At 72.1% G+C, this 17,338-nt stretch carries 17 protein-coding genes; 10 read left to right on the top strand and 7 right to left on the bottom strand.

Annotated features, from left to right (window positions below):
* Window positions 1-285: 285 nt before the first annotated feature.
* The 8 genes from HYQ63_RS02590 to HYQ63_RS02555 all read left to right on the top strand — a co-directional run bounded on the left by HYQ63_RS02590 (window position 286) and on the right by HYQ63_RS02555 (window position 9,843).
* Entirely contained in the window at window positions 286-1,662 is a 1,377-nt protein-coding gene (locus HYQ63_RS02590; RefSeq protein ID WP_257231555.1) for an FAD-binding oxidoreductase, read from the top strand.
* Window positions 1,663-1,736: 74 nt separating this feature from the next.
* Complete coding sequence (locus HYQ63_RS02585) at window positions 1,737-2,912, top strand: PLP-dependent aminotransferase family protein (RefSeq protein ID WP_179932302.1); 1,176 nt, start codon at window positions 1,737-1,739, stop codon at window positions 2,910-2,912.
* Window positions 2,909-3,460, top strand: coding sequence for a GNAT family N-acetyltransferase (locus HYQ63_RS02580; RefSeq protein ID WP_179932301.1), 552 nt, complete (start codon window positions 2,909-2,911; stop codon window positions 3,458-3,460). Before HYQ63_RS02585 ends, HYQ63_RS02580 begins: the two co-directional genes overlap by 4 nt.
* Entirely contained in the window at window positions 3,453-5,069 is a 1,617-nt protein-coding gene (locus HYQ63_RS02575; RefSeq protein ID WP_179932300.1) for an ABC transporter substrate-binding protein, read from the top strand. The genes HYQ63_RS02580 and HYQ63_RS02575 overlap by 8 nt, the downstream gene beginning before the upstream one ends.
* Complete coding sequence (locus HYQ63_RS02570; protein ID WP_179932299.1) at window positions 5,066-6,049, top strand: ABC transporter permease; 984 nt, start codon at window positions 5,066-5,068, stop codon at window positions 6,047-6,049. The genes HYQ63_RS02575 and HYQ63_RS02570 overlap by 4 nt, the downstream gene beginning before the upstream one ends.
* Entirely contained in the window at window positions 6,046-6,870 is an 825-nt protein-coding gene (locus HYQ63_RS02565) for an ABC transporter permease (RefSeq protein ID WP_179932298.1), read from the top strand. The genes HYQ63_RS02570 and HYQ63_RS02565 overlap by 4 nt, the downstream gene beginning before the upstream one ends.
* Window positions 6,867-8,537, top strand: a complete 1,671-nt coding sequence (locus HYQ63_RS02560; RefSeq protein ID WP_179932297.1) for an ABC transporter ATP-binding protein — start codon at window positions 6,867-6,869, stop codon at window positions 8,535-8,537. Before HYQ63_RS02565 ends, HYQ63_RS02560 begins: the two co-directional genes overlap by 4 nt.
* 220 nt (window positions 8,538-8,757) lie before the next feature.
* Entirely contained in the window at window positions 8,758-9,843 is a 1,086-nt protein-coding gene (locus HYQ63_RS02555) for a tetratricopeptide repeat protein (RefSeq protein ID WP_179932296.1), read from the top strand.
* A gap of 63 nt (window positions 9,844-9,906) precedes the next feature.
* Here the strand turns inward: HYQ63_RS02555 and HYQ63_RS02550 are convergent, their stop codons facing one another.
* From HYQ63_RS02550 to HYQ63_RS02540, 3 genes are all read right to left on the bottom strand, one after another.
* Window positions 9,907-10,329, bottom strand: coding sequence for a PPOX class F420-dependent oxidoreductase (locus tag HYQ63_RS02550; RefSeq protein WP_179932295.1), 423 nt, complete (start codon window positions 10,327-10,329; stop codon window positions 9,907-9,909).
* A gap of 113 nt (window positions 10,330-10,442) precedes the next feature.
* Window positions 10,443-11,252 carry a thioesterase family protein gene (locus HYQ63_RS02545; RefSeq protein ID WP_257231554.1) on the bottom strand — a complete coding sequence of 270 codons (810 nt, stop codon included), beginning with the start codon at window positions 11,250-11,252 and terminating at the stop codon, window positions 10,443-10,445.
* Between the two features lie 50 nt (window positions 11,253-11,302).
* Entirely contained in the window at window positions 11,303-11,665 is a 363-nt protein-coding gene (locus HYQ63_RS02540; RefSeq protein ID WP_257231553.1) for a hypothetical protein, read from the bottom strand.
* Between HYQ63_RS02540 and HYQ63_RS44275 the strand changes: the two genes are divergently transcribed.
* Window positions 11,649-12,101, top strand: a complete 453-nt coding sequence (locus tag HYQ63_RS44275) for a hypothetical protein (RefSeq protein WP_257231552.1) — start codon at window positions 11,649-11,651, stop codon at window positions 12,099-12,101. The genes HYQ63_RS02540 and HYQ63_RS44275 overlap by 17 nt on opposite strands.
* A gap of 64 nt (window positions 12,102-12,165) precedes the next feature.
* Window positions 12,166-13,368 carry an alginate lyase family protein gene (locus HYQ63_RS02530; RefSeq protein ID WP_179932293.1) on the top strand — a complete coding sequence of 401 codons (1,203 nt, stop codon included), beginning with the start codon at window positions 12,166-12,168 and terminating at the stop codon, window positions 13,366-13,368.
* A 65-nt stretch (window positions 13,369-13,433) separates the two neighbouring features.
* Here HYQ63_RS02530 and HYQ63_RS02525 read toward each other — a convergent pair whose 3' ends face one another.
* Genes HYQ63_RS02525 through HYQ63_RS02510 form a run of 4 tightly spaced genes read right to left on the bottom strand, consistent with a single transcriptional unit; the run spans window position 13,434 to window position 17,338 of the window.
* Window positions 13,434-14,432, bottom strand: a complete 999-nt coding sequence (locus tag HYQ63_RS02525; RefSeq protein ID WP_179932292.1) for an ABC transporter ATP-binding protein — start codon at window positions 14,430-14,432, stop codon at window positions 13,434-13,436.
* Window positions 14,425-15,438, bottom strand: coding sequence for an ABC transporter ATP-binding protein (locus tag HYQ63_RS02520; protein WP_179932291.1), 1,014 nt, complete (start codon window positions 15,436-15,438; stop codon window positions 14,425-14,427). The genes HYQ63_RS02525 and HYQ63_RS02520 overlap by 8 nt, the downstream gene beginning before the upstream one ends.
* Complete coding sequence (locus HYQ63_RS02515) at window positions 15,435-16,394, bottom strand: ABC transporter permease (protein ID WP_179932290.1); 960 nt, start codon at window positions 16,392-16,394, stop codon at window positions 15,435-15,437. The genes HYQ63_RS02520 and HYQ63_RS02515 overlap by 4 nt, the downstream gene beginning before the upstream one ends.
* Window positions 16,395-16,408: 14 nt before the next feature.
* Complete coding sequence (locus HYQ63_RS02510) at window positions 16,409-17,338, bottom strand: ABC transporter permease (protein WP_179932289.1); 930 nt, start codon at window positions 17,336-17,338, stop codon at window positions 16,409-16,411.

Raw genomic sequence — 17,338 nt, 5'->3', positions numbered from 1 at the left:
TGGTGGTCGCTGCTTGACCAGTACACGAATGCCGGTGTTGGGTGACGCCCATGGCCTCCACGCTTTTGGTGCACCGCCACCACGTCGACTTCGGTCGAGTGGTGAGCGCGCAGTGTTGTTGAGGCATTGACGGCTGCCCGTCGGGCGCCTTCCTCTTTCACTTGTTCTGACGTGCTCCGTCTGCCCGTACGGGCCGGTGCTCTCGTGCGCCCGTGAGTCATGACGGCTCGTCAACTCGCCTGCGTCGGCACCGAAGAGGCCACGCATCCCCTGAGGAAAACCATCGTGACCGACACGTTCCTGCGGGAGCTCGGCCAAGCCCTCGCCGAGCCGTCCGCGCCCCTGGCCGACGAAGCGGACCTCCTCCCGTACCTCGACGACCGCTCCGGAGCGGCCGGGGCCCGGGCGCTCGCCGTCGTGCGCCCTGGAGACGCGGCCGAGGTGGCCACCGTCCTGACACTCGCTCACCGGCACCGCGTCCCCGTGGTGACCCGTGGCGCGGGCACCGGCCTCTCTGGTGGCGCGACCGCCGTCGACGGCTGCCTGGTGCTCAGCACCGAGCGGCTGAACCGCATCGTGGAGATCTCGCCCGAGGACGAGGTGGCCGTCGTCCAGCCCGGGGTGATCAACTCCGACCTCAACGGCGCTCTGGCCGCGTACGGGCTGTACTACGCGCCCGACCCGGCCAGCCAGGCCATCTCCACCATCGGCGGCAACATCGCCACCAACGCGGGCGGCCTGCGCTCCGCCAAGTACGGCGTCACCCGTGACTCCGTCCTGGCGCTCGATGTCGTGCTCGCCGACGGAACCGCCCTGCGCACCGGCCACCGCAGCGTCAAAGGGGTCACCGGACTGGACCTGACCGCCCTGTTCGTCGGCTCCGAGGGCACCCTCGGAGTGATCGTCGGCGCCACCGTACGACTGCGTCCGCTCCCCGCCGCCACCGCCACGGTCAGCGCGTACTACCCCTCTGTACGCGCCGCGCTGGACGGGGTACGGCAGATCTCGCGCACCGGCGTCGTCCCGGCGGTCGCCGAACTGATCGACCACGCCAGTCTCCGCAACATCGACGAGCACAGCGGCTCCCGGCTCACCGACGGCGGCCACGTCCTGCTGCTGGTGCAGACGGACGGACACGCCGCCGCGGCCGAGGCCGAGGACGTCGCCGCGGCGCTGCGCCACACCGGCGGGGACGCGCGCCGGATCACCGATGAGGCGGAGGCCGAACGGCTGTGGGAGCTGCGCCGTTCCGGACGCGGCCGGACCCGCCCGCTGTGGACGGTCGGCGAGGACGTCGCCGTACCCAAGTCGAAGGTGGCGCGGATGTACGAGGAGGGGGAGCGCATCGGGCGACGGTACGGGCTGGACTTCGCGGCCGTCGCCCACGCCGCCGACGGCAATCTGCATCCGGTGCTCTCCCTGCCCATCCCCGAGGGCACCGCCGCCACCTCCCCCGCGCCACCCGAACTGGACGCCGCAGCCGATGAGTTGGTGCGCGCGGCGCTGGCCCTGGGAGGGACCATCACCGGCGAGCACGGGGTCGGTGTCACCAAGCGGCGCTGGCTGGAGGACGAACTCGGCGCGGCCGGACTCGCGCTCCAGCGAGGCGTCAAGGCCGTGTTCGACCCGCTCGGCATCCTCAACCCCGGCAAGGCCCTCTGAACGCCCTGCCCGCCGAGCCGCCCCGGGCGCTCCGGCCACCCAACGAAACACCCACCTGCTCTGGAGATCACCTCATGGCCCTCTCCCGCCGCGGCGCCGACACCACCGCCCTGGGCGGCTTCGGCGCCCCGCCACCGGCCGGAGTCCCCGGCTTCCTCCCGCTCACCAGCGGCACTCCCGCCGATGAGGCACTGCCGGTCAAGGAGCTGGCCGAGGCCGCGGCCGGCCTGCTCGGTGGCCCGTCGGCAGCCGCCGCGTTCCAGTACTCCGGTGTGGAGGGGACGCCGGAGCTGCGCGCATGGATCGGCCACCACGAAGGGGTCTCCGCGGACCGCGTGCTCGTCACCAACGGGGCACTGCATTCGCTCTCGCTGGTCTTCGACGCCCTGCTCGACCCCGGCGACCTGGTCGCGGTCGAGGACCCCGGCTACCCGCTCGCACTGCGCGTCCTCGGCCGGTCCCACGTCACGTACCTGCCGGTCCCCACCGGCCCGGACGGCCTGGACATCGACGCCCTCGCCGGGGCGCTCGAAGGCGGCGCCCGCCCCAAGGTGCTCTACACCGTGCCCGACTTCCACAACCCGACCGGCGCCACGCTGCCCGCCGCCGCCCGCGTCCGGCTCGTCGAACTCGCCGAGGCTTACGGCTTCACGGTCGTCGCCGACAGCCCGTACCGCGAACTGCGGTACTCCGGCGACACCGTCCCCCAGCCGAGCACCGACAGCGACCGGGTGGTCCGCGTCAACAGCTTCTCCAAGACCCTCGGGCCCGGTCTGCGCCTCGGCTGGATCGTCGGCCCGCCATGGCTGCTCCCGGCGGTGGCGCGGCTGCGCGCCAACCAGGACCAGCACTCCTCGACCTTCACCCAGACCATCGCCACCGCACTGCTGACCACGCCCGGCCTCTTCGACCGCATCACCGCCGACGCACGGGCGCTGTACGGGCGCAGGGCCCGCGCCCTCCACGAGGCGCTCGCCACGGCGCTCCCCGGCCGCATCGAGGCCCGGCTGCCGGAGGGCGGGCTGTTCCTGTGGGCCACCGTGGCGGACGAGGGTCTGGATCTGCACGCGGCGCGGACGCGGGCCCACGCCCTCGGTACCGACTTCGGTGTCGGCAGCCACTTCTCCCCGCCCGGCGGCACCGGCTCCCCGGGGCGCATCCGGCTCGGCATCGGCGCGGTGGCCGAGGACGACGTGGCCACGGCCGTGGGCCGACTGGCCGGGGCACTGAAGCCGGAGGCGGCCCGATGACCCACACACCCACCGCCCTCTCCGCGGCCCTGCCCGCCCCCGGCGGTCCCGTCCCCGTCCACTGGGTGGCACTCGGGTGGGACGACCCTGCGGCCGCCGAACTGCGGGCGCTGATGGACGCGGAGATCAAGCCGCGGTACGCGAAGTACGGGCCACGCCCACATCTGCCGCCCCCTCCCACCCCCGACGAGGTCGCCGTCACCTGGGTCGCCTTCACCGGGTCCGGCGAACCCGTCGCCACCGCCTCGCTGCGCGCGCTCACCGGTGGCCGGTGGGAGATCAAGCGGGTGTTCGTACACGCCGACCACCGCGGGCGCGGGCTGGCCGTGGCGGCGCTGGCGGCCGTCGAGGCGTCCGCCGCCAAGCGGGGCATCACCCGGCTGATGCTCCAGACCGGGATCGAGCAGCCGGAGGCCGCCGCCCTCTACGCCCGCGAGGGCTGGCATCGCATCCCGGCGTATCCGCCGTACGCGCTCGACCCGTACAGCGTCTGCTTCGCGAAGCCGCTGCACACCGCCCGCGACGCCGAGCGGGGGAGCCATGCGTAACCGCCGCCTCCTCGCCGCCGCCCTCGAGGCGCTGCTGCTGCTCGCCGGCTGCGCGCCCTCCGGGGCCGGGTCCCGCACTTCCGCTGCGGGCAACTCCCTGACCTGGGGTGTCACCACGGAGCCGCAGTGCTTCGACCCGCACCGCTCCACACAGCAGAACGCGTTCATCATCATCCGCAACTACGTCGACTCGCTGATCGCTAAGAAGCCGGACGGCACCTTCGCGCCCTGGCTGGCCACGCACTGGAAGATCTCCGACGGCGGCACGGTCTACACCTTCCGGCTCCGTGACGACGTGACGTTCAGCGACGGCACCCGCTTCGACGCGACGGCCGCGAAGGCCAACTTCGACTACGTCGCCGACCCGGCGAACGCCGCGGACGCCGCCAGCCTGCTCGTCAACTACGAGCGCAGCACCGCGCCCGACCCGCACACGCTGCGGATCGAGCTGAAGAAGCCCGACTCCTCGCTCCTGGAGTCGCTCTCCAGCGTCAAGCTGGGCTTCCTCTCGCCGTCCTCGCTGAAGAAGGGCGACACGCTGTGCAACGCGAGCCGGTCGCTCGTCGGCACCGGCCCGTTCACCCTCGACAACTACACCCGCGGCCAGTCCGTGCGCTTCCGCAAGAACCCCCGCTACGACTGGCCGCCCGGCTTCTCGCGGCACCGCGGCCCGGCGTATCTCGACGCCGTCACCTACCGCTTCCTGCCCGAGTACTCCACTCGTTCCGGCGCGCTCGCCTCGGGGCAGGTGGACGCCATCGAGGGCGTACAGCCCCTGGACGTACCGCTGTTCAAGGGCGTGAAGGGTTTCCAGTACCGCACCGGACCGTCCCGGCAGACCTCGTTCACCCTCAACATCAACTACACCCGGGGGCCCGGCGCCGACATCCGGGTCCGGCGCGCGCTGCGCGACGGCGCCGATCTGGACGCGGTGGTGAAGGCCGTCTACCGGGGCACCGTGCCGCGCGCCTGGTCCAACATCGGCCCGGACAACTCCGACTACGACGCCTCGCTGAAGGGCACCTGGGGCAACGACCCGAAGAAGGCCAACCGGCTGCTGGACGAGGCGGGGTGGACCGGCCGCGACGGCGACGGCTACCGCACCAAGGACGGCGAGAGGCTCACCCTCGAGGTCGGCTATCCCCAGCCGTATGTGCGCGACAACCGCGATGTGCTGATCGAGGCGCTCCAGGCCGAGCTGCGGCAGAACATCGGACTCGACCTCGATCTGAAGATCAACACTGCCGGGGAGTTCACCGACCAGAAGGCCACCGGCAACTGGAGCATCTACCCGAACACACTCAATCCGCTGGACGCCGGGCTGGAGCTGCGGCAGGTCCTCGGCAGCACCGAGTTCCTCTACGGCAACGTCCACGGGTACGACAGAAAGCTCGACGCCATGATCAACCGGGCCCTGGCCACCACCGACCTGGAGCGGCGCCGCCCCCTGCTCGCGAAGATCCAGCGGCGCGCCGTGGACCGGGCGTACATCGTCCCGCTGTTCGCCCCGCACTACCAGATCGCCGCCTCCGACACGGTCCACGGGCTCGGCTTCGAGACCCAGCTCGACTCGCCCGCCACCTCCTACGCGGTACGGGTCGGCCGATGACCACGGCCGCCGCCACCACCGACCGCCCCGCGGACACCCGCCCGGCCCGGCCGGGAGCCGTGGCCCGGCGGAGGATCGCCACCCGCGTCGCCACCGGTCTCGGTGTGATGTGGGCGGCCGCCACCGTGGCCTACGTCGTGCTGCACACCATGCCGGGAAAGATCGAGGACATCCTGCTCGGCGACCAGACCTATCCGGGAGCCCAGGAGGCGGTCGCCGCCGAATGGGGCCTGGACCGGCCGCCCCTCGTGCAGTACCTGGACTATCTGGGACGGCTGCTGCACGGCGACCTCGGCACCTCCTACGCGATGCGGCAGCCGGTCGCCTCCATCGTCGGCGACCAGCTGTGGCCCACGGCCCAACTGACCCTGCTCGCGGCGGGCCTGGCCCTCGTCCTCGCCCTGTCGGTGGCGACCGCCACCGCGGGCCGGGCGCGTCCCCTGCGCGCACTGGCCTCACTGGCCGAACTCGTCGCCACCTCCACGCCGGTGTACTGGCTCGGGATCCTGCTGCTGATGGTGTTCTCGTTCGAGCTGGGCTGGTTCCCGGTCACCGCCGACCGCGGGGCGGCCTCCCTCGTCCTGCCCGCCGTCACCCTCGGACTGCCCATGGCCGGACTGCTGTCCCAAGTCCTGCGGGAAGCACTGGAATCCACGCTGGAGCAGCCGTTCATCACCACCGTACGGGCGCGGGGCGTCGGCGAGACCCTGGTGCGGCTGCGCCACGCCCTGGCCCACGCGCTGCCACCGGTGATCAACCTGGGCGGCTGGATGATCGGCAACCTGCTCGGCGGCGCCGTCATCACCGAAACCGTCTTCGGCCGTCCCGGGCTCGGCGCCGTCACACTGACCGCCGTGACCAACAAGGACGTGCCGGTCGTGCTCGCCGTCGTCCTGCTCGCCGCTTTCGCGTACGTGGTCATCTCCACGCTCGTCGACATCGTCAACCTGCTCATCGACCCGAGGCTGAGGACCCGATGACCCCACGTCTTGGTTTGCTGCGCCACACCGGCACCGCGCTGTGCGCCGCACTCATCGCCGTATTGCTGCTCGCCGCCGCCTTCCCCGGTCTCTTCGGCGACACCGACCCGCTCCGCTCCTCGATGCCCGAATCCCTCCAGGCACCCGGCGCGCGGCACTGGTTCGGCACCGACCTGCTCGGCCGGGACGTGTTCGCCAGGGTCGTGCACGGGGCGCGCTACTCCCTGCTGCTCGGCGTGGCGGCCATGCTCATCAGCCTGGTCCTCGGCCTGCTGACCGGCGTCCTCGCCGGGCTGTCCGGCCGGGCAGCCGACGAGGCCGTGGCGCGGGTGCTCGACGTGGTCTCCGCGTTTCCGGGCGTGCTGCTGGCGATGCTCGTGGTGGTCTTCACCGGGCCCGGTGTCTTCAACATCGCGGTGGCGATCGGCATCTCGGGCGTACCGAAGTTCGCCCGGGTGATCCGCGCGCAGACCCGGGCGGTGAAGGACGCCGGATACGTCACCCACGCCGTGGTCCAGGGACGCGGCCGCGGCTGGATCCTGGCACGCCACATCGCCCCCAACGTCCTGGTCGCCATCCCCGTCATCGCCACCATCGACATCGGCACCTCGATCGTGGCCGTCTCCGGGCTGAGCTTCCTCGGCCTCGGCCCCCAGCCCCCGGTGCCCGAGTGGGGCGTGATGCTGTCCGAGGGCCGCGACATCCTCCGTACCGCCTGGTGGGCCGGGCTCTTCCCGGGGCTGGCGATGACCGCCACGGTGATCGCCTTCACCGTCGTCGGCCGCAAGCTGCAACTCCTCCTGGAAGGCAGGACCTCATGACCGCAAGCGACACGGCCTCCGCCCGCCCGCTCGTCGAAGTGGACGCGCTGCGCGTCGGTTTCCGTGCGCGCGGCGGCACGGTACCCGCCGTGCACGGCGTCTCCTTCGCGGTCCACCCGGGGGAGTGCGTGGCGATCGTCGGCGCATCGGGCTCGGGCAAGAGCGTCACCGCCCGCTCCCTCGTCGGGCTGAACCCCCGGGAGGCGGTGATCCGGGCCGACGCGCTGCGGGTCGACGGCCGGGACGCGACCCGCTTCTCCCAGCGGGACTGGCGTGCGCTGCGCGGCCGGTTCGCCGGACTCGTCCTCCAGGACGCGCTGGTCTCCCTCGACCCGCTCCGTACCGTGGGCCAGGAGGTGGGCGAGGCGATCCGGCACCACCGGCTGGTGCCCCGCGCCCGGGCGCGCGAACGTGTCCTGGACACCTTGCGGGCGGTCGGCATGCCGGAGCCGGAACGGCGGATCGACGCCCATCCGCACGAGCTGTCCGGGGGACTGCGCCAGCGCGCCCTGATCGCCTCCGCCATCGCCGCCGAACCCCGGCTGATCATCGCCGACGAGCCGACCACGGCGCTGGACGTGACCGTGCAGCGGCAGATCGTCGAACTCCTCGCCGCCCGCGTCGCCGACGGCACGGGGCTGCTGCTGATCAGCCATGACCTGGCCGTCGTCGCGGACATCGCCGACCGCGTCCTGGTGATGGAACGCGGCCGGGTGGTGGAGGACGGGCCGGTGCGCGAGGTGCTCCGGCGCCCCCGCGCCCCGTACACCCGGCAGCTGCTGGCGGCGATCCCCTCGGCCGCCTCGCGCGGCGCGCGGCTGACCGGTGACCGCCCCACCGCCACCGCCACCCCCGGCGAACCGGGCTCCCCGCGGCGGTCCGACGACGAGGTGGTCCTGGAGGCGAGCCGCCTGACCAAGACGTACGCCCTGCGCGGCCCCGGTCAGGAGCGGTTCACCGCCCTGGACGACGTGTCGTTCCGGCTCCACCGCGGGGAGGCGCTGGGCATCGTCGGGGAGTCCGGCTCGGGCAAGACGACCTGCGCCGACATCGTGCTCGCCCTCACCCGGCCCGACTCCGGCGAGGTACGGCTGCACGGCCACCCCTGGAGCGTGCTGACCGAGCGGGAGCGCAGGGCCTCGCGGCGGCTGGTCCAGTACGTACCGCAGGACCCGCTCAGCTCCTTCGACCCGCGCTGGACCGTGGGCCAGGTGCTGGCGGAGAACATCCCGCGGCAGGACTCCCGGGCCCAGCGGCGTGACCTGGCCGTCGCCGCCCTCGAACGCGTCGGGCTGACCGCGGGCCATCTCACCCGCCGCCCCCGCTCGCTGTCCGGCGGGCAGCGTCAGCGGGTGGCGATAGCGCGGGCGCTGATCGCCGAGCCGGAGATCATCGTGTGCGACGAGCCGCTGTCCGCACTGGACGTCCTGATCCAGGCCCAGGTGCTCGACCTGATCGGGGACCTGCGGGCGGAACTCGGGACCTCGCTGCTCTTCATCTCGCACGACCTGGGCGTGGTGCACCATCTCGCCGACCGCGTGCTGGTGTTCAAGGAGGGGCGGGTCGTGGAGCGGGGCGATGTGGACGAGGTCCTGAAGGCCCCGCGCCACGCGTACACCCGGGAACTGCTGGCCTCGCTCCCGGGCCAGGCACTGCGCACCACCTGACCGTGGCGGGTTCCCGGGCGTCCGGCCGTCCGGGAACCCGTATGTGGATGACACGGATCCGGAACAACCTCCCCGGGCCGTATCGCGTCTTGATCGGCAGCGGACGCGCGGCGGCCACCGGAGAGGGGGTCGTTTGCACCCTGCTATGCACGTGATGTATAGACGCGGTGTATAGCGGGTGGCATGCGCTTCCGCGGGAATCACCGACGGAAAGGCATCCATGTACGGCAAGGCATTCGCCCCGGAGTACCAGGGCTCCCTCACCACCACCCTGTCCGTGAACTCATCGTTGGTCGACGTACTGGCCGCGGGCACCGAGCAGTTGCGGGCGGCCGAGCGGAGCGGCTGCCCGCGTGAGACGGCACGCGTGGGGCTGGCGGTGGCCGAAGCCCACCGCAGGCTGGGACACGTGACGGATGCCGACCGCGAGTGGAAGGCCAGCTATCGGGCGGCCCGCACGGCGGGGGACGCCGGGGCCATGGCGTGGGCGCTGTGGAGCGGCGGCACGCTCGCCCGGCAGCGGGGCGCACTGGCGCTGGCATGGCGGCTGCTCGGCTTCGCGGCCGAACTCGCCGAACACGGAGGGGACATCCTCGCCCGCGGCTACGCGCTCGCGGGCATGGCGGAGACGGGCCGCATCCAAGGGGATTACGAGGCCGTGAGCGCGCTGCACGAGCAACTCCTCGCCGAGGCGCGGGAACGTGGCGAGGCACGGCACACCGTATGGGCGCTGGAGGGCATCGCCCAGATGCATCGCAACACCGGGTCGTACGACACGGCGTACGCGATGTTCGAGGAGTCCGCGGCGATCGCCGCGCAGGCCGACGACCGGCGCGGACACGCCTGGGCGCTGCGCGGCCTGGCCGACATCGTCTCGGTGCGCGACGGCGACGCGGACCGTGCGCTGGAGCTGCTCGCCGAGGCGGAGGTGACGTGCCGCACGATGAACCTCATGAGCGCGCTGGCCTACAACCACAAGATGCGCGGCAATGTGCTCTATCGCGCGGGCCGCTTCGCCGAGGCGCGTGACATCTACCAGGAGGCGCTGACCGAGTTCCGCACCATGAGCGAGCCGCGCGGCGAGGCCCTCGCCAGACTGGGGCTCGTCAAGTCCCTGGCCCGGCTGGGACGCGACCGGGACGGAACGGCCGCCGATCTCGCCGAACTGGCCGGTGCGCTGGACCGGATCGGGCTGCGGCACGCCCGCCGGATGGTGGACCGCGCGCGGGTGGAGCTCGGCATCACGGAGGACGAGCAGGGGGCGACGGCGTCCCCGGAACACCTGAGGGAGACCGTCACCGCCTGACACGAAGGTCCCTGCCCCGGCTCCGGGGCTTCCTGGGGCCGGGGCGGCCGGGATGTTCGACGCTTACCCGGAAGCCTGGTCGTTGTCCTTCATCGAACCCCAGCCGTGCCACCGCTCGACCTCGATCCACGCGCTGGTCCGGGCGCGGACCCGGTCCGGATACGGGCCACCGATGTAGTGGTGCGCGATGCGGTCGATGTCGGCCAGGCCCTCGTCCTCACGCAGCTCGACGACACGTCCGATGAGCGTGACATGGGTGTACCAGTCGTCCTTGTCCAGGACGGTGAGGGTCACCCGGGGATCGCGGCGCAGGTGCTTCAGCCGTACCCGGCCGTCGTCCAGGTTGACCAGGACCCGGCCGTCCTCCCACGCGTACCAGGTGGGAGTGGACACGGGGGTGCCGTCCGAGCGCACGGTGGCCATGACGGCCGGATTGGGGCGGCGCAGCAGGGCGACGGCCTCGGGCGGCAGCGGCGGCTTGGACATGAGAACTCCTTGCTGACGGGTGGCGGGGCGGGCCGGAGGAAATGGCGGGCCCCACACTGCCGGGATGGTACGTGCCGGGTGCGCCCGAGCCCAAGAGACGCCCCCCCCGGTGCTCACTGTCCGGAGGCGTCCGAGCGGTCGGCGACCAGCAGGGTCTGGAGGATGCGGCCGCAGTCCCCGGCCTCGTCGTCGAGCTGCCCGAGCGCCAGGCCGGACCCGTGGGGGCTGGCCGCGGTGGCGGCGCGTATGCAGAACCATTCGCCGACGGGTTCCCGGTGCAGCGCCAGCGTGATGTCGGTGTTGATGACGAACCGCTGCTGATGGTCGAGTTCGAAGGCCACGGCCCAGTTGCTGTCGGCCAGCGTGAGGGCGCGGGTCAGGGGAGTGTCCTCCTCACCGGCCACCAGCGGAATGCGCTGCCGCGCCCAGGCCGTGCCCGGGCCGGGCGTGTCGAACGCGTTCCCCGGCTCGAACCGCCACTCCATCGCGGAGATGTAGCCGTCCAGGTGAGCGCCCGCCATCGTCTGCGCGGGCTGCGCCCGCGGCAGCTCGGGCGGGTCCGGAACCGGCCGCAGCGACGGGGTGTCGGCAGGACTGGTGGCGATTTTCCAGGCCCGGGCCACCAGCACGCTCTTGCCGTCGGCGGTCAGCTCGCCCTCCAGCAGCTCGGTGCGCCCGCCCGAGCGGAGCGTACGGACGTGGACCTCCAGCTCGCCCACGGGAACCGGGCGCGGCAGATCCAGCGTGATGCGCGCGATGCGCAACCCCTCCCGGGCCGCGTGCCGTTCCAGCGCCCTGCCCAGCAGCGCGGAGGGAGGGCCGCCGTGCTGCGTCTTCGGGCTCCACGGCCCCGCCGTGGCAGGACTGGACGCATAGCGGCCGCCGCCCAGGTGCCGATAGAAGGACTCGGGCAATGATTCCATCTTCCCCATTTTTACCGGCTCGCCTCTCCGCTGGCTGTGTTGGGGCCACCTTAGTTTTCGGCGTGGTGACGGGTGCCGCGGTAGGTGACCGCCGCGAGCGTGACCACCGCGAGCACGGCCGCGCCGGTGAGGATCGCGGGCGGGGAGAAGACCCCGTTGAACAGGGTGATGACGTAGGGGGCGAGGAAGCCCAGGTAGGCCATCGTCCAGAAGTACGAGGTCAGGCGCGCCAGCTGGTGCGGCGGCGCGAGGGCGGCGACCTCGGTCAGGCCGTACGCGACGCACAGGCCGTACCCGGCGCCGATCACGATCGCGGCGAGCAGCGCGACCACGGGCTGGGCCTGCGCCGCGGCGAGCGCGGACACCAGCAGTCCGAGGGCGATGGCGGCCAGCCCGATGGCGCCCGCCGTCACCCCGGGCGCGGGCATCATCGTGGCGCCGTTCGCGCGGTCGCTCTGCCGCCCGGCACCGGGTCGCCACGGGGTCGACGTCGGGCTGAAGGGCTGGGAGACCGTCTACGCCGGTGTGATCACAGGGGAGTTCGGCACCCGGCTGCTGGACCGCGGCAGGGGCCCCGTCGTGCCCACCGTCGCCGGGCAGCGGCTCGTCTCCCACGCCCGCGCCCTGCTCGCCGCCGCGAGCGCGGCCGTCGAGGACGTGACCGAGGCCGCCCTCGCCCCGTCGGCGGGTGTGCGCACCCTGCGGGTGGGCATCATGGGCCACTGCGCCCGCACGCCTCAGGACATCCTCACCAGCGTGGCGGCGGGCCGCGGCGCCGGATCGGGGCTCGCGTTCGCAATGACCTTCATGGACAAGGAGATGAACACCGGCTACATACGCGAGCATTGACAAGTATTGACATGCCCACGACTATCCAATGGTCCAGGCCAACGAGCATGGAAGAGGTCATCGAATGGCACGAGCCAGAACCAGAACCAGAACCGCGCTGCTCAGTGTTCTCGCCCTGCTGGCCGGGCTGTTGAGCCTTCAGCTCACCGGTTCGGCCCCGCGCGCGACCGCCGCGCCGACCACCTTCACCCACCCCGGAGTGCTGGTGAGCCGGGGCCAGCTCGACTACGCCCGGGCGAAGGTGCAGGCCGGTCAGCAGCCCTGGAAGGCCGCGTACGACAACATGATGGCCAGCTCCTACGCCTCACTGTCGCGTAACCCCAAGCCACGCGCCATCGTGGAATGCGGATCGTCGTCCAACCCCAACTACGGCTGCACCGACGAGCGCCAAGATGCCATCGCGGCCTACACCGACGCGCTCGCCTGGTACTTCACCCGGGACAGCAGGTACGCCAAGAAGGCGATCGAGATCATGGACGCCTGGTCCGCGACCATCACCGATCACACCAACAGCAACGCCCCGCTCCAGACCGGCTGGGCCGGATCCACCTGGCCACGCGCCGCCGAGATCATCAAGTACACCTACGACGGCGGCTGGGCGAACTCCGGCCGCTTCGCCACCATGCTGCGCAACGTGTACCTGCCCGAGGTGATCAGCGGCGCCGAGACCAAGAACGGCAACTGGCAACTGGTCATGACCGAGGCGGCGATCGGCATCTCCGTCTTCATCGAGGACCGCACCAGTTACGACAAGGCCGTCAGCACCTACCTCGCCCGCGTCCCGGCGTACGTCTACCTGGCCGCCGACGGCGATCTCCCCAAGCCGCCCGCGAACAGCAGCATCGATACCAAGGCCGAGATCGTCAAGTACTGGCAGGGCCAGAGCACTTTCACCGACGGCCTTTCCCAGGAGACCTGCCGCGACTTCGGGCACACCGGCTGGGGCCTCGCCTCCATCGCGGACATCGCCGAGACCAGCCGCATCCAGGGCCAGGACCTCTACCCGAAGATCCAGGACCGGTTGCGCCAGGCCCTGGGCTTCCACACCTCCTACGAGAACGGCGCCACCGTGCCGTCCTGGCTGTGCGGCGGCTCGGTCAAGAAGGGCCTCGACGAGGTCACCGAGGTCGGCTTCAACGCCCTCCACAACCGGCTCGGCATCGCCATGTCCAACACGCAGAAGTACACCGAGGCGCACCGCCCGTCCGGCACCGACAACTACTTCAACGCCTGGACCACCCTCACCCACGCGGACAACCCTTCCTGACCGTCCACGGCAGGAGCGGCAGGCCGGACGTCCGCATCGGGACGCCCGGCCCGCCCGGACCGGCATCAGCCGTCGAGCGGGAAGTGGCACAGGGCCTCGTGCGGCTCGCGCCCGGTGTGCGCCGCGGGTTCGCGGCTGATGGCCGCGGGGGCGGTCTCGGCGCAGCGGGGCTCGCTCTTCCAGCAGCGGGTCCGGAACCGGCAGCCCGAGGGAATGCCGTACGGGGAGGGGATCTCCCCGTGCAGGGGGATCTCCGTATCGTGTGCCGCCCCGGACACCTCCAGCCGGGGAGCGGATGACATCAGGGCGGCGGTGTAGGGGTGCAGCGGGCGGTCGAAGACATCGTCGGCGCGGCCGTGTTCGATGACCTTGCCCAGGTACATCACCGCCACCCGGTCGGAGACGTACCGGACCACGGACAGGTCGTGGGAGATGAACACATAGGAGACGCCGAGCCGCGTCCGCAGCTCGGAGAGCACATTGAGCACCTGGGCCTGCACCGACAGGTCCAGCGCGGACACGGGTTCGTCGCACACGATGAGGTCGGGTTCGAGGGCCAGCGCACGGGCGATGCCGATGCGCTGCCGCTGCCCGCCGGAGAACTCGTTCGGATAGCGGTGGGCGTCGCTCTCCCGCAGTCCGACGAGGGACAGCAGCTCAACGACCCGGCGGTCCCGCTCCCGTGCGGTGGGCACGATGTCGCGGTGGGTGCGCCACGGCTCGCCGATGAGGTCGGCCGCGGACATCCGGGCGTTGAGCGAGGCGAACGGGTCCTGGAACACCATCTGCACCCGGCGCCGCCACGCCAGCAGTTCCCTGCCCTTCAGGGTGAACGGATCGGTGCCGTCGAAGCGCACCGTTCCCGCGTCCGGCCGCTCCAGCCCGAGGACCACCCGGGCCAGGGTCGACTTTCCGCATCCGGACTCGCCCACCAGGCCGAGGGTCTGTCCGCGCTCGACCCGGATGTCGACTCCGTCGACCGCGGTCAGCCGGCGGCGGCCGTGGCCGAACGACTTCGTCACGCCGCGCACGTCGAGCAGAGGTGTTCCGGGGTTCTCAGCCACGGTCGAGCTCCTCGGAGAAGTGGCAGGCGGCCGAGCGCGAGGCGCCCACGGGCTCCAGGGGAGGGCGTTCCCGGGCGCAGCGTTCGTCGGCCAGCGGACATCTGGCCCGGAAGACACAGCCGGACGGTACCGCGCTCAGCTCGGGCGGGCTGCCGGGGACGGCGGGCAACGGACGCCCCCTGACGGCGTGTTCGGGCACGGAGTCCAGCAGCGCCCTGGTGTAGGGGTGGCGGGGGCGGGAGAACACCTCTCGCACCGGGCCGGTCTCCACCACGTTGCCCGCGTACATCACCACGACGTCGTCCGCGCGCCGGGCGACCACCGCCAAGTCGTGGGTGATCAGCACGAGCGCCATGTCCCGTTCGGTCTGGAGGTCCCGCAGCAGCCGCATGATCTGCGCCTGTACGGTGACGTCGAGCGCGGTCGTGGGCTCGTCGGCGATCAGCACATCGGGGTCCAGGGCGACGGCCATCGCGATCAGCAGCCGCTGGCGCATGCCGCCGGAGAACTGATGCGGGTACGAGCGGGCCCGCAGCCGGGGCTCGGGGATGCCGACGCGTGTCATCAGCTCCACCGCCTTCTCCGCGGCCTGGCGGCGCGAGAGCCCGCGATGGATGCGGAACGGCTCGGCGAGCTGGCGGCCGACCGGCTGGACGGGGTTGAGCGCGGCCAGCGCGTCCTGGAAGACGATCGACAGCACGGGACCGGCCAGCTTCCTGCGCTCGGCCCGGCCCAGCCCCACCACCTCGGTGCCGGACACCCGTACCGAGCCGCCCGTCACCTCGGCCACGGGGTCGAGCAGCCCGGCGATGGACAGCGCGGTCATCGACTTCCCGCAGCCGGACTCGCCGAGGAGCGCCAGGGTGCGCCCCTTGTGTACGCCGAAGCTGACGCCGTCCACGGCGCGGACCGTGCCGGAGGGGGTGTGCAGATCGACGCGGAGCCCCTCGACCTCGAGCGCGGGGCGGCCGGTCGCGGCGGGCGAGGGGAGGGCGGACGGCTTCATGCGATCATCTCCGGGGGTACGGCGGCCCGCTCGCCGCGCCGCTTCCGGGGCAGCGTCAGCCGCCACCGCTGGCCGGGGTCGGTGGCCAGGCGTACCCAGGCGGCGAGCACCGTGGCCGACACCGTGGTGAGCATGATGGCGAGCCCCGGCAGCACGGCGATCCACCAGGCGGTCCGGAGGTACTGGCGCCCCTGGGCCACCATCAGCCCCCAGCTCACCTCGGGCGGCTGGATGCCGATGCCGAGGAAACTCAAAGAGGACTCGGTCAGCATGACGAAGCAGAAGTCGAGCGTGGCCACGGTCAGCAGGGTCGGCAGCGCGATCGGCAGGAGGTGCCGCCGGATGATGGCCGGGCCGGGCGTACCGAAGGTCCGGGCCGCGTCGACGAACAGACGGCTTCTCAGCTCGGCCGCCTCGGCGCGGGCGGTGCGCAGATAGACGGGGATGCGCGCGACGGCGAGGATCAGCACGATGTTCGTCGCGCTGGGTGCGAACACGTACAGCACGACCACCGCGATCAGCAGGGACGGAAAGCTGAGGATGACATCGGCGACGCGCATCGCGACGTTCTCGCGCACGCCCCCGTGGTACCCGGCCCACAGCCCCAGGGCGGAGCCGATCAGCAGCGAGCACAGCACCGCGGGCACCGCGATGGACAGAGTCGTCGCGGCGGCGTCCACCAGCCGGGCCAGCACGCTGCGGCCCAGGACGTCCGTGCCGAGCAGCCCGTAGAAGCCGTGGTCGAGGGAGGGCGGACGCAGCGAGGCCCGCAGATCCTGCCGTACCGCCCGGTCGCCGAGGAACAGCCGGCCGAACAGCGCGACGAGGAACACCAGGGCCAGGATGACGGCCGCGGCGGCCGCGCCCCGGTCCCTGCCGAGCAGCCGCCACCAGCGGGGCGGCCGGGTACGCGACGAGGTGGCCGCGGACGAAGTGCGGTCGTCGGGGGCGGGCATGGTGGCTCCTTCGCTCACGCCGGTACCGCCTGGCGCACTCGGGGGTCGATCAGCGCGTGGCAGACGTCGACGAGGATGTTCAGCGCGAAGATCGTCACGGCGGTGAGCAGGACGGCGGCCTGCAACACCGCGAAGTCGCGCTGGAGAATCGAGTCGATCATGAGCTTGCCGATCCCGGGCCAGCCGAAGACCGTTTCCACCACCACCGCGCCGTTGACGAGGCCGACGGCGAGATCCCCGGCCACGGTCAGGACGGGTGTGATGGCGTTGCGCAGGGCGTGCCCGAACACCACGCGCGTGGCATCGGCGCCCTTGCTGCGGGCGACCTTGACGTAAGGAGCCGACAGCGCGCCGACCATGCTGCCGCGGACCACCTGGACGAGCACCCCGAACGGGCGGATCAGCAAGGTGGCCAGCGGCAGCACCCACACCTCGGGACCGCCCAGGGTGCCGGAGGTCGGCAGCCAGTCCAGAGCCACTCCGAAGACCAGCACACCCATGATCGCGAACCAGAAGTCGGGGATGCTGGCCGCGGTCATCGACAGCAGCCCCGCGAGCCGGTCGACGGCCGACTGGGGCCGGTAGGCGGCGAGGCTGCCGACCAGCAGGGCGCCGAGGACCGCCAGCAGCATCGTCATCCCGGCGAGCTGGAGGGTGACGGGAAACGCCTCCAGCACCATCGAGTCGGCGGGCTCCCCGGTGCGCAGCGATACGCCGAAGTCGAGCCGCGCGGCATTGCCGAGGTAGTCCCACAGCTGCACCGGGACGGAGTCGTCGAAGCCGTGGGCGGCGGAGAATTCCGCGCGCTGCTCGGGGGTGGCGCTCAGCGGGAGGTAGAGGTCGACGGGGTTGCCGGTGAGGCGGGCCAGGCAGAACACGCCCAGCACCACGAACACCAGGGGGATCGCGCTGGAGATGATGCGCTTGCGCAGGAAGGACGCCAT

Origin of the sequence: Streptomyces sp. Rer75 (assembly GCF_013414305.1) — a bacterium.
GTDB lineage: Bacteria > Actinomycetota > Actinomycetes > Streptomycetales > Streptomycetaceae > Streptomyces > Streptomyces himastatinicus.
Note: the sequence above shows the minus strand (reverse complement) of the source record. Positions and strands in the feature narration are given on the sequence as shown.

Bases quoted from the DNA above. Each gene is read 5' to 3' on its own strand.
- HYQ63_RS02585 (WP_179932302.1), top strand. From the start codon at position 1,737: ATGGCCCTCTCCCGCCGCGGCGCCGACACCACCGCCCTGGGCGGCTTC.
- HYQ63_RS02580 (WP_179932301.1), top strand. From the start codon at position 2,909: ATGACCCACACACCCACCGCCCTCTCCGCGGCCCTGCCCGCCCCCGGC.
- HYQ63_RS02575 (WP_179932300.1), top strand. From the start codon at position 3,453: ATGCGTAACCGCCGCCTCCTCGCCGCCGCCCTCGAGGCGCTGCTGCTG.
- HYQ63_RS02570 (WP_179932299.1), top strand. From the start codon at position 5,066: ATGACCACGGCCGCCGCCACCACCGACCGCCCCGCGGACACCCGCCCG.
- HYQ63_RS02565 (WP_179932298.1), top strand. From the start codon at position 6,046: ATGACCCCACGTCTTGGTTTGCTGCGCCACACCGGCACCGCGCTGTGC.
- HYQ63_RS02560 (WP_179932297.1), top strand. From the start codon at position 6,867: ATGACCGCAAGCGACACGGCCTCCGCCCGCCCGCTCGTCGAAGTGGAC.
- HYQ63_RS02555 (WP_179932296.1), top strand. From the start codon at position 8,758: ATGTACGGCAAGGCATTCGCCCCGGAGTACCAGGGCTCCCTCACCACC.
- HYQ63_RS02550 (WP_179932295.1), bottom strand. From the start codon at position 10,329: ATGTCCAAGCCGCCGCTGCCGCCCGAGGCCGTCGCCCTGCTGCGCCGC.
- HYQ63_RS02545 (WP_257231554.1), bottom strand. From the start codon at position 11,252: ATGGAATCATTGCCCGAGTCCTTCTATCGGCACCTGGGCGGCGGCCGC.
- HYQ63_RS44275 (WP_257231552.1), top strand. From the start codon at position 11,649: ATGGCGCCCGCCGTCACCCCGGGCGCGGGCATCATCGTGGCGCCGTTC.
- HYQ63_RS02530 (WP_179932293.1), top strand. From the start codon at position 12,166: ATGGCACGAGCCAGAACCAGAACCAGAACCGCGCTGCTCAGTGTTCTC.
- HYQ63_RS02520 (WP_179932291.1), bottom strand. From the start codon at position 15,438: ATGAAGCCGTCCGCCCTCCCCTCGCCCGCCGCGACCGGCCGCCCCGCG.
- HYQ63_RS02515 (WP_179932290.1), bottom strand. From the start codon at position 16,394: ATGCCCGCCCCCGACGACCGCACTTCGTCCGCGGCCACCTCGTCGCGT.
- HYQ63_RS02510 (WP_179932289.1), bottom strand. From the start codon at position 17,338: ATGGCGTCCTTCCTGCGCAAGCGCATCATCTCCAGCGCGATCCCCCTG.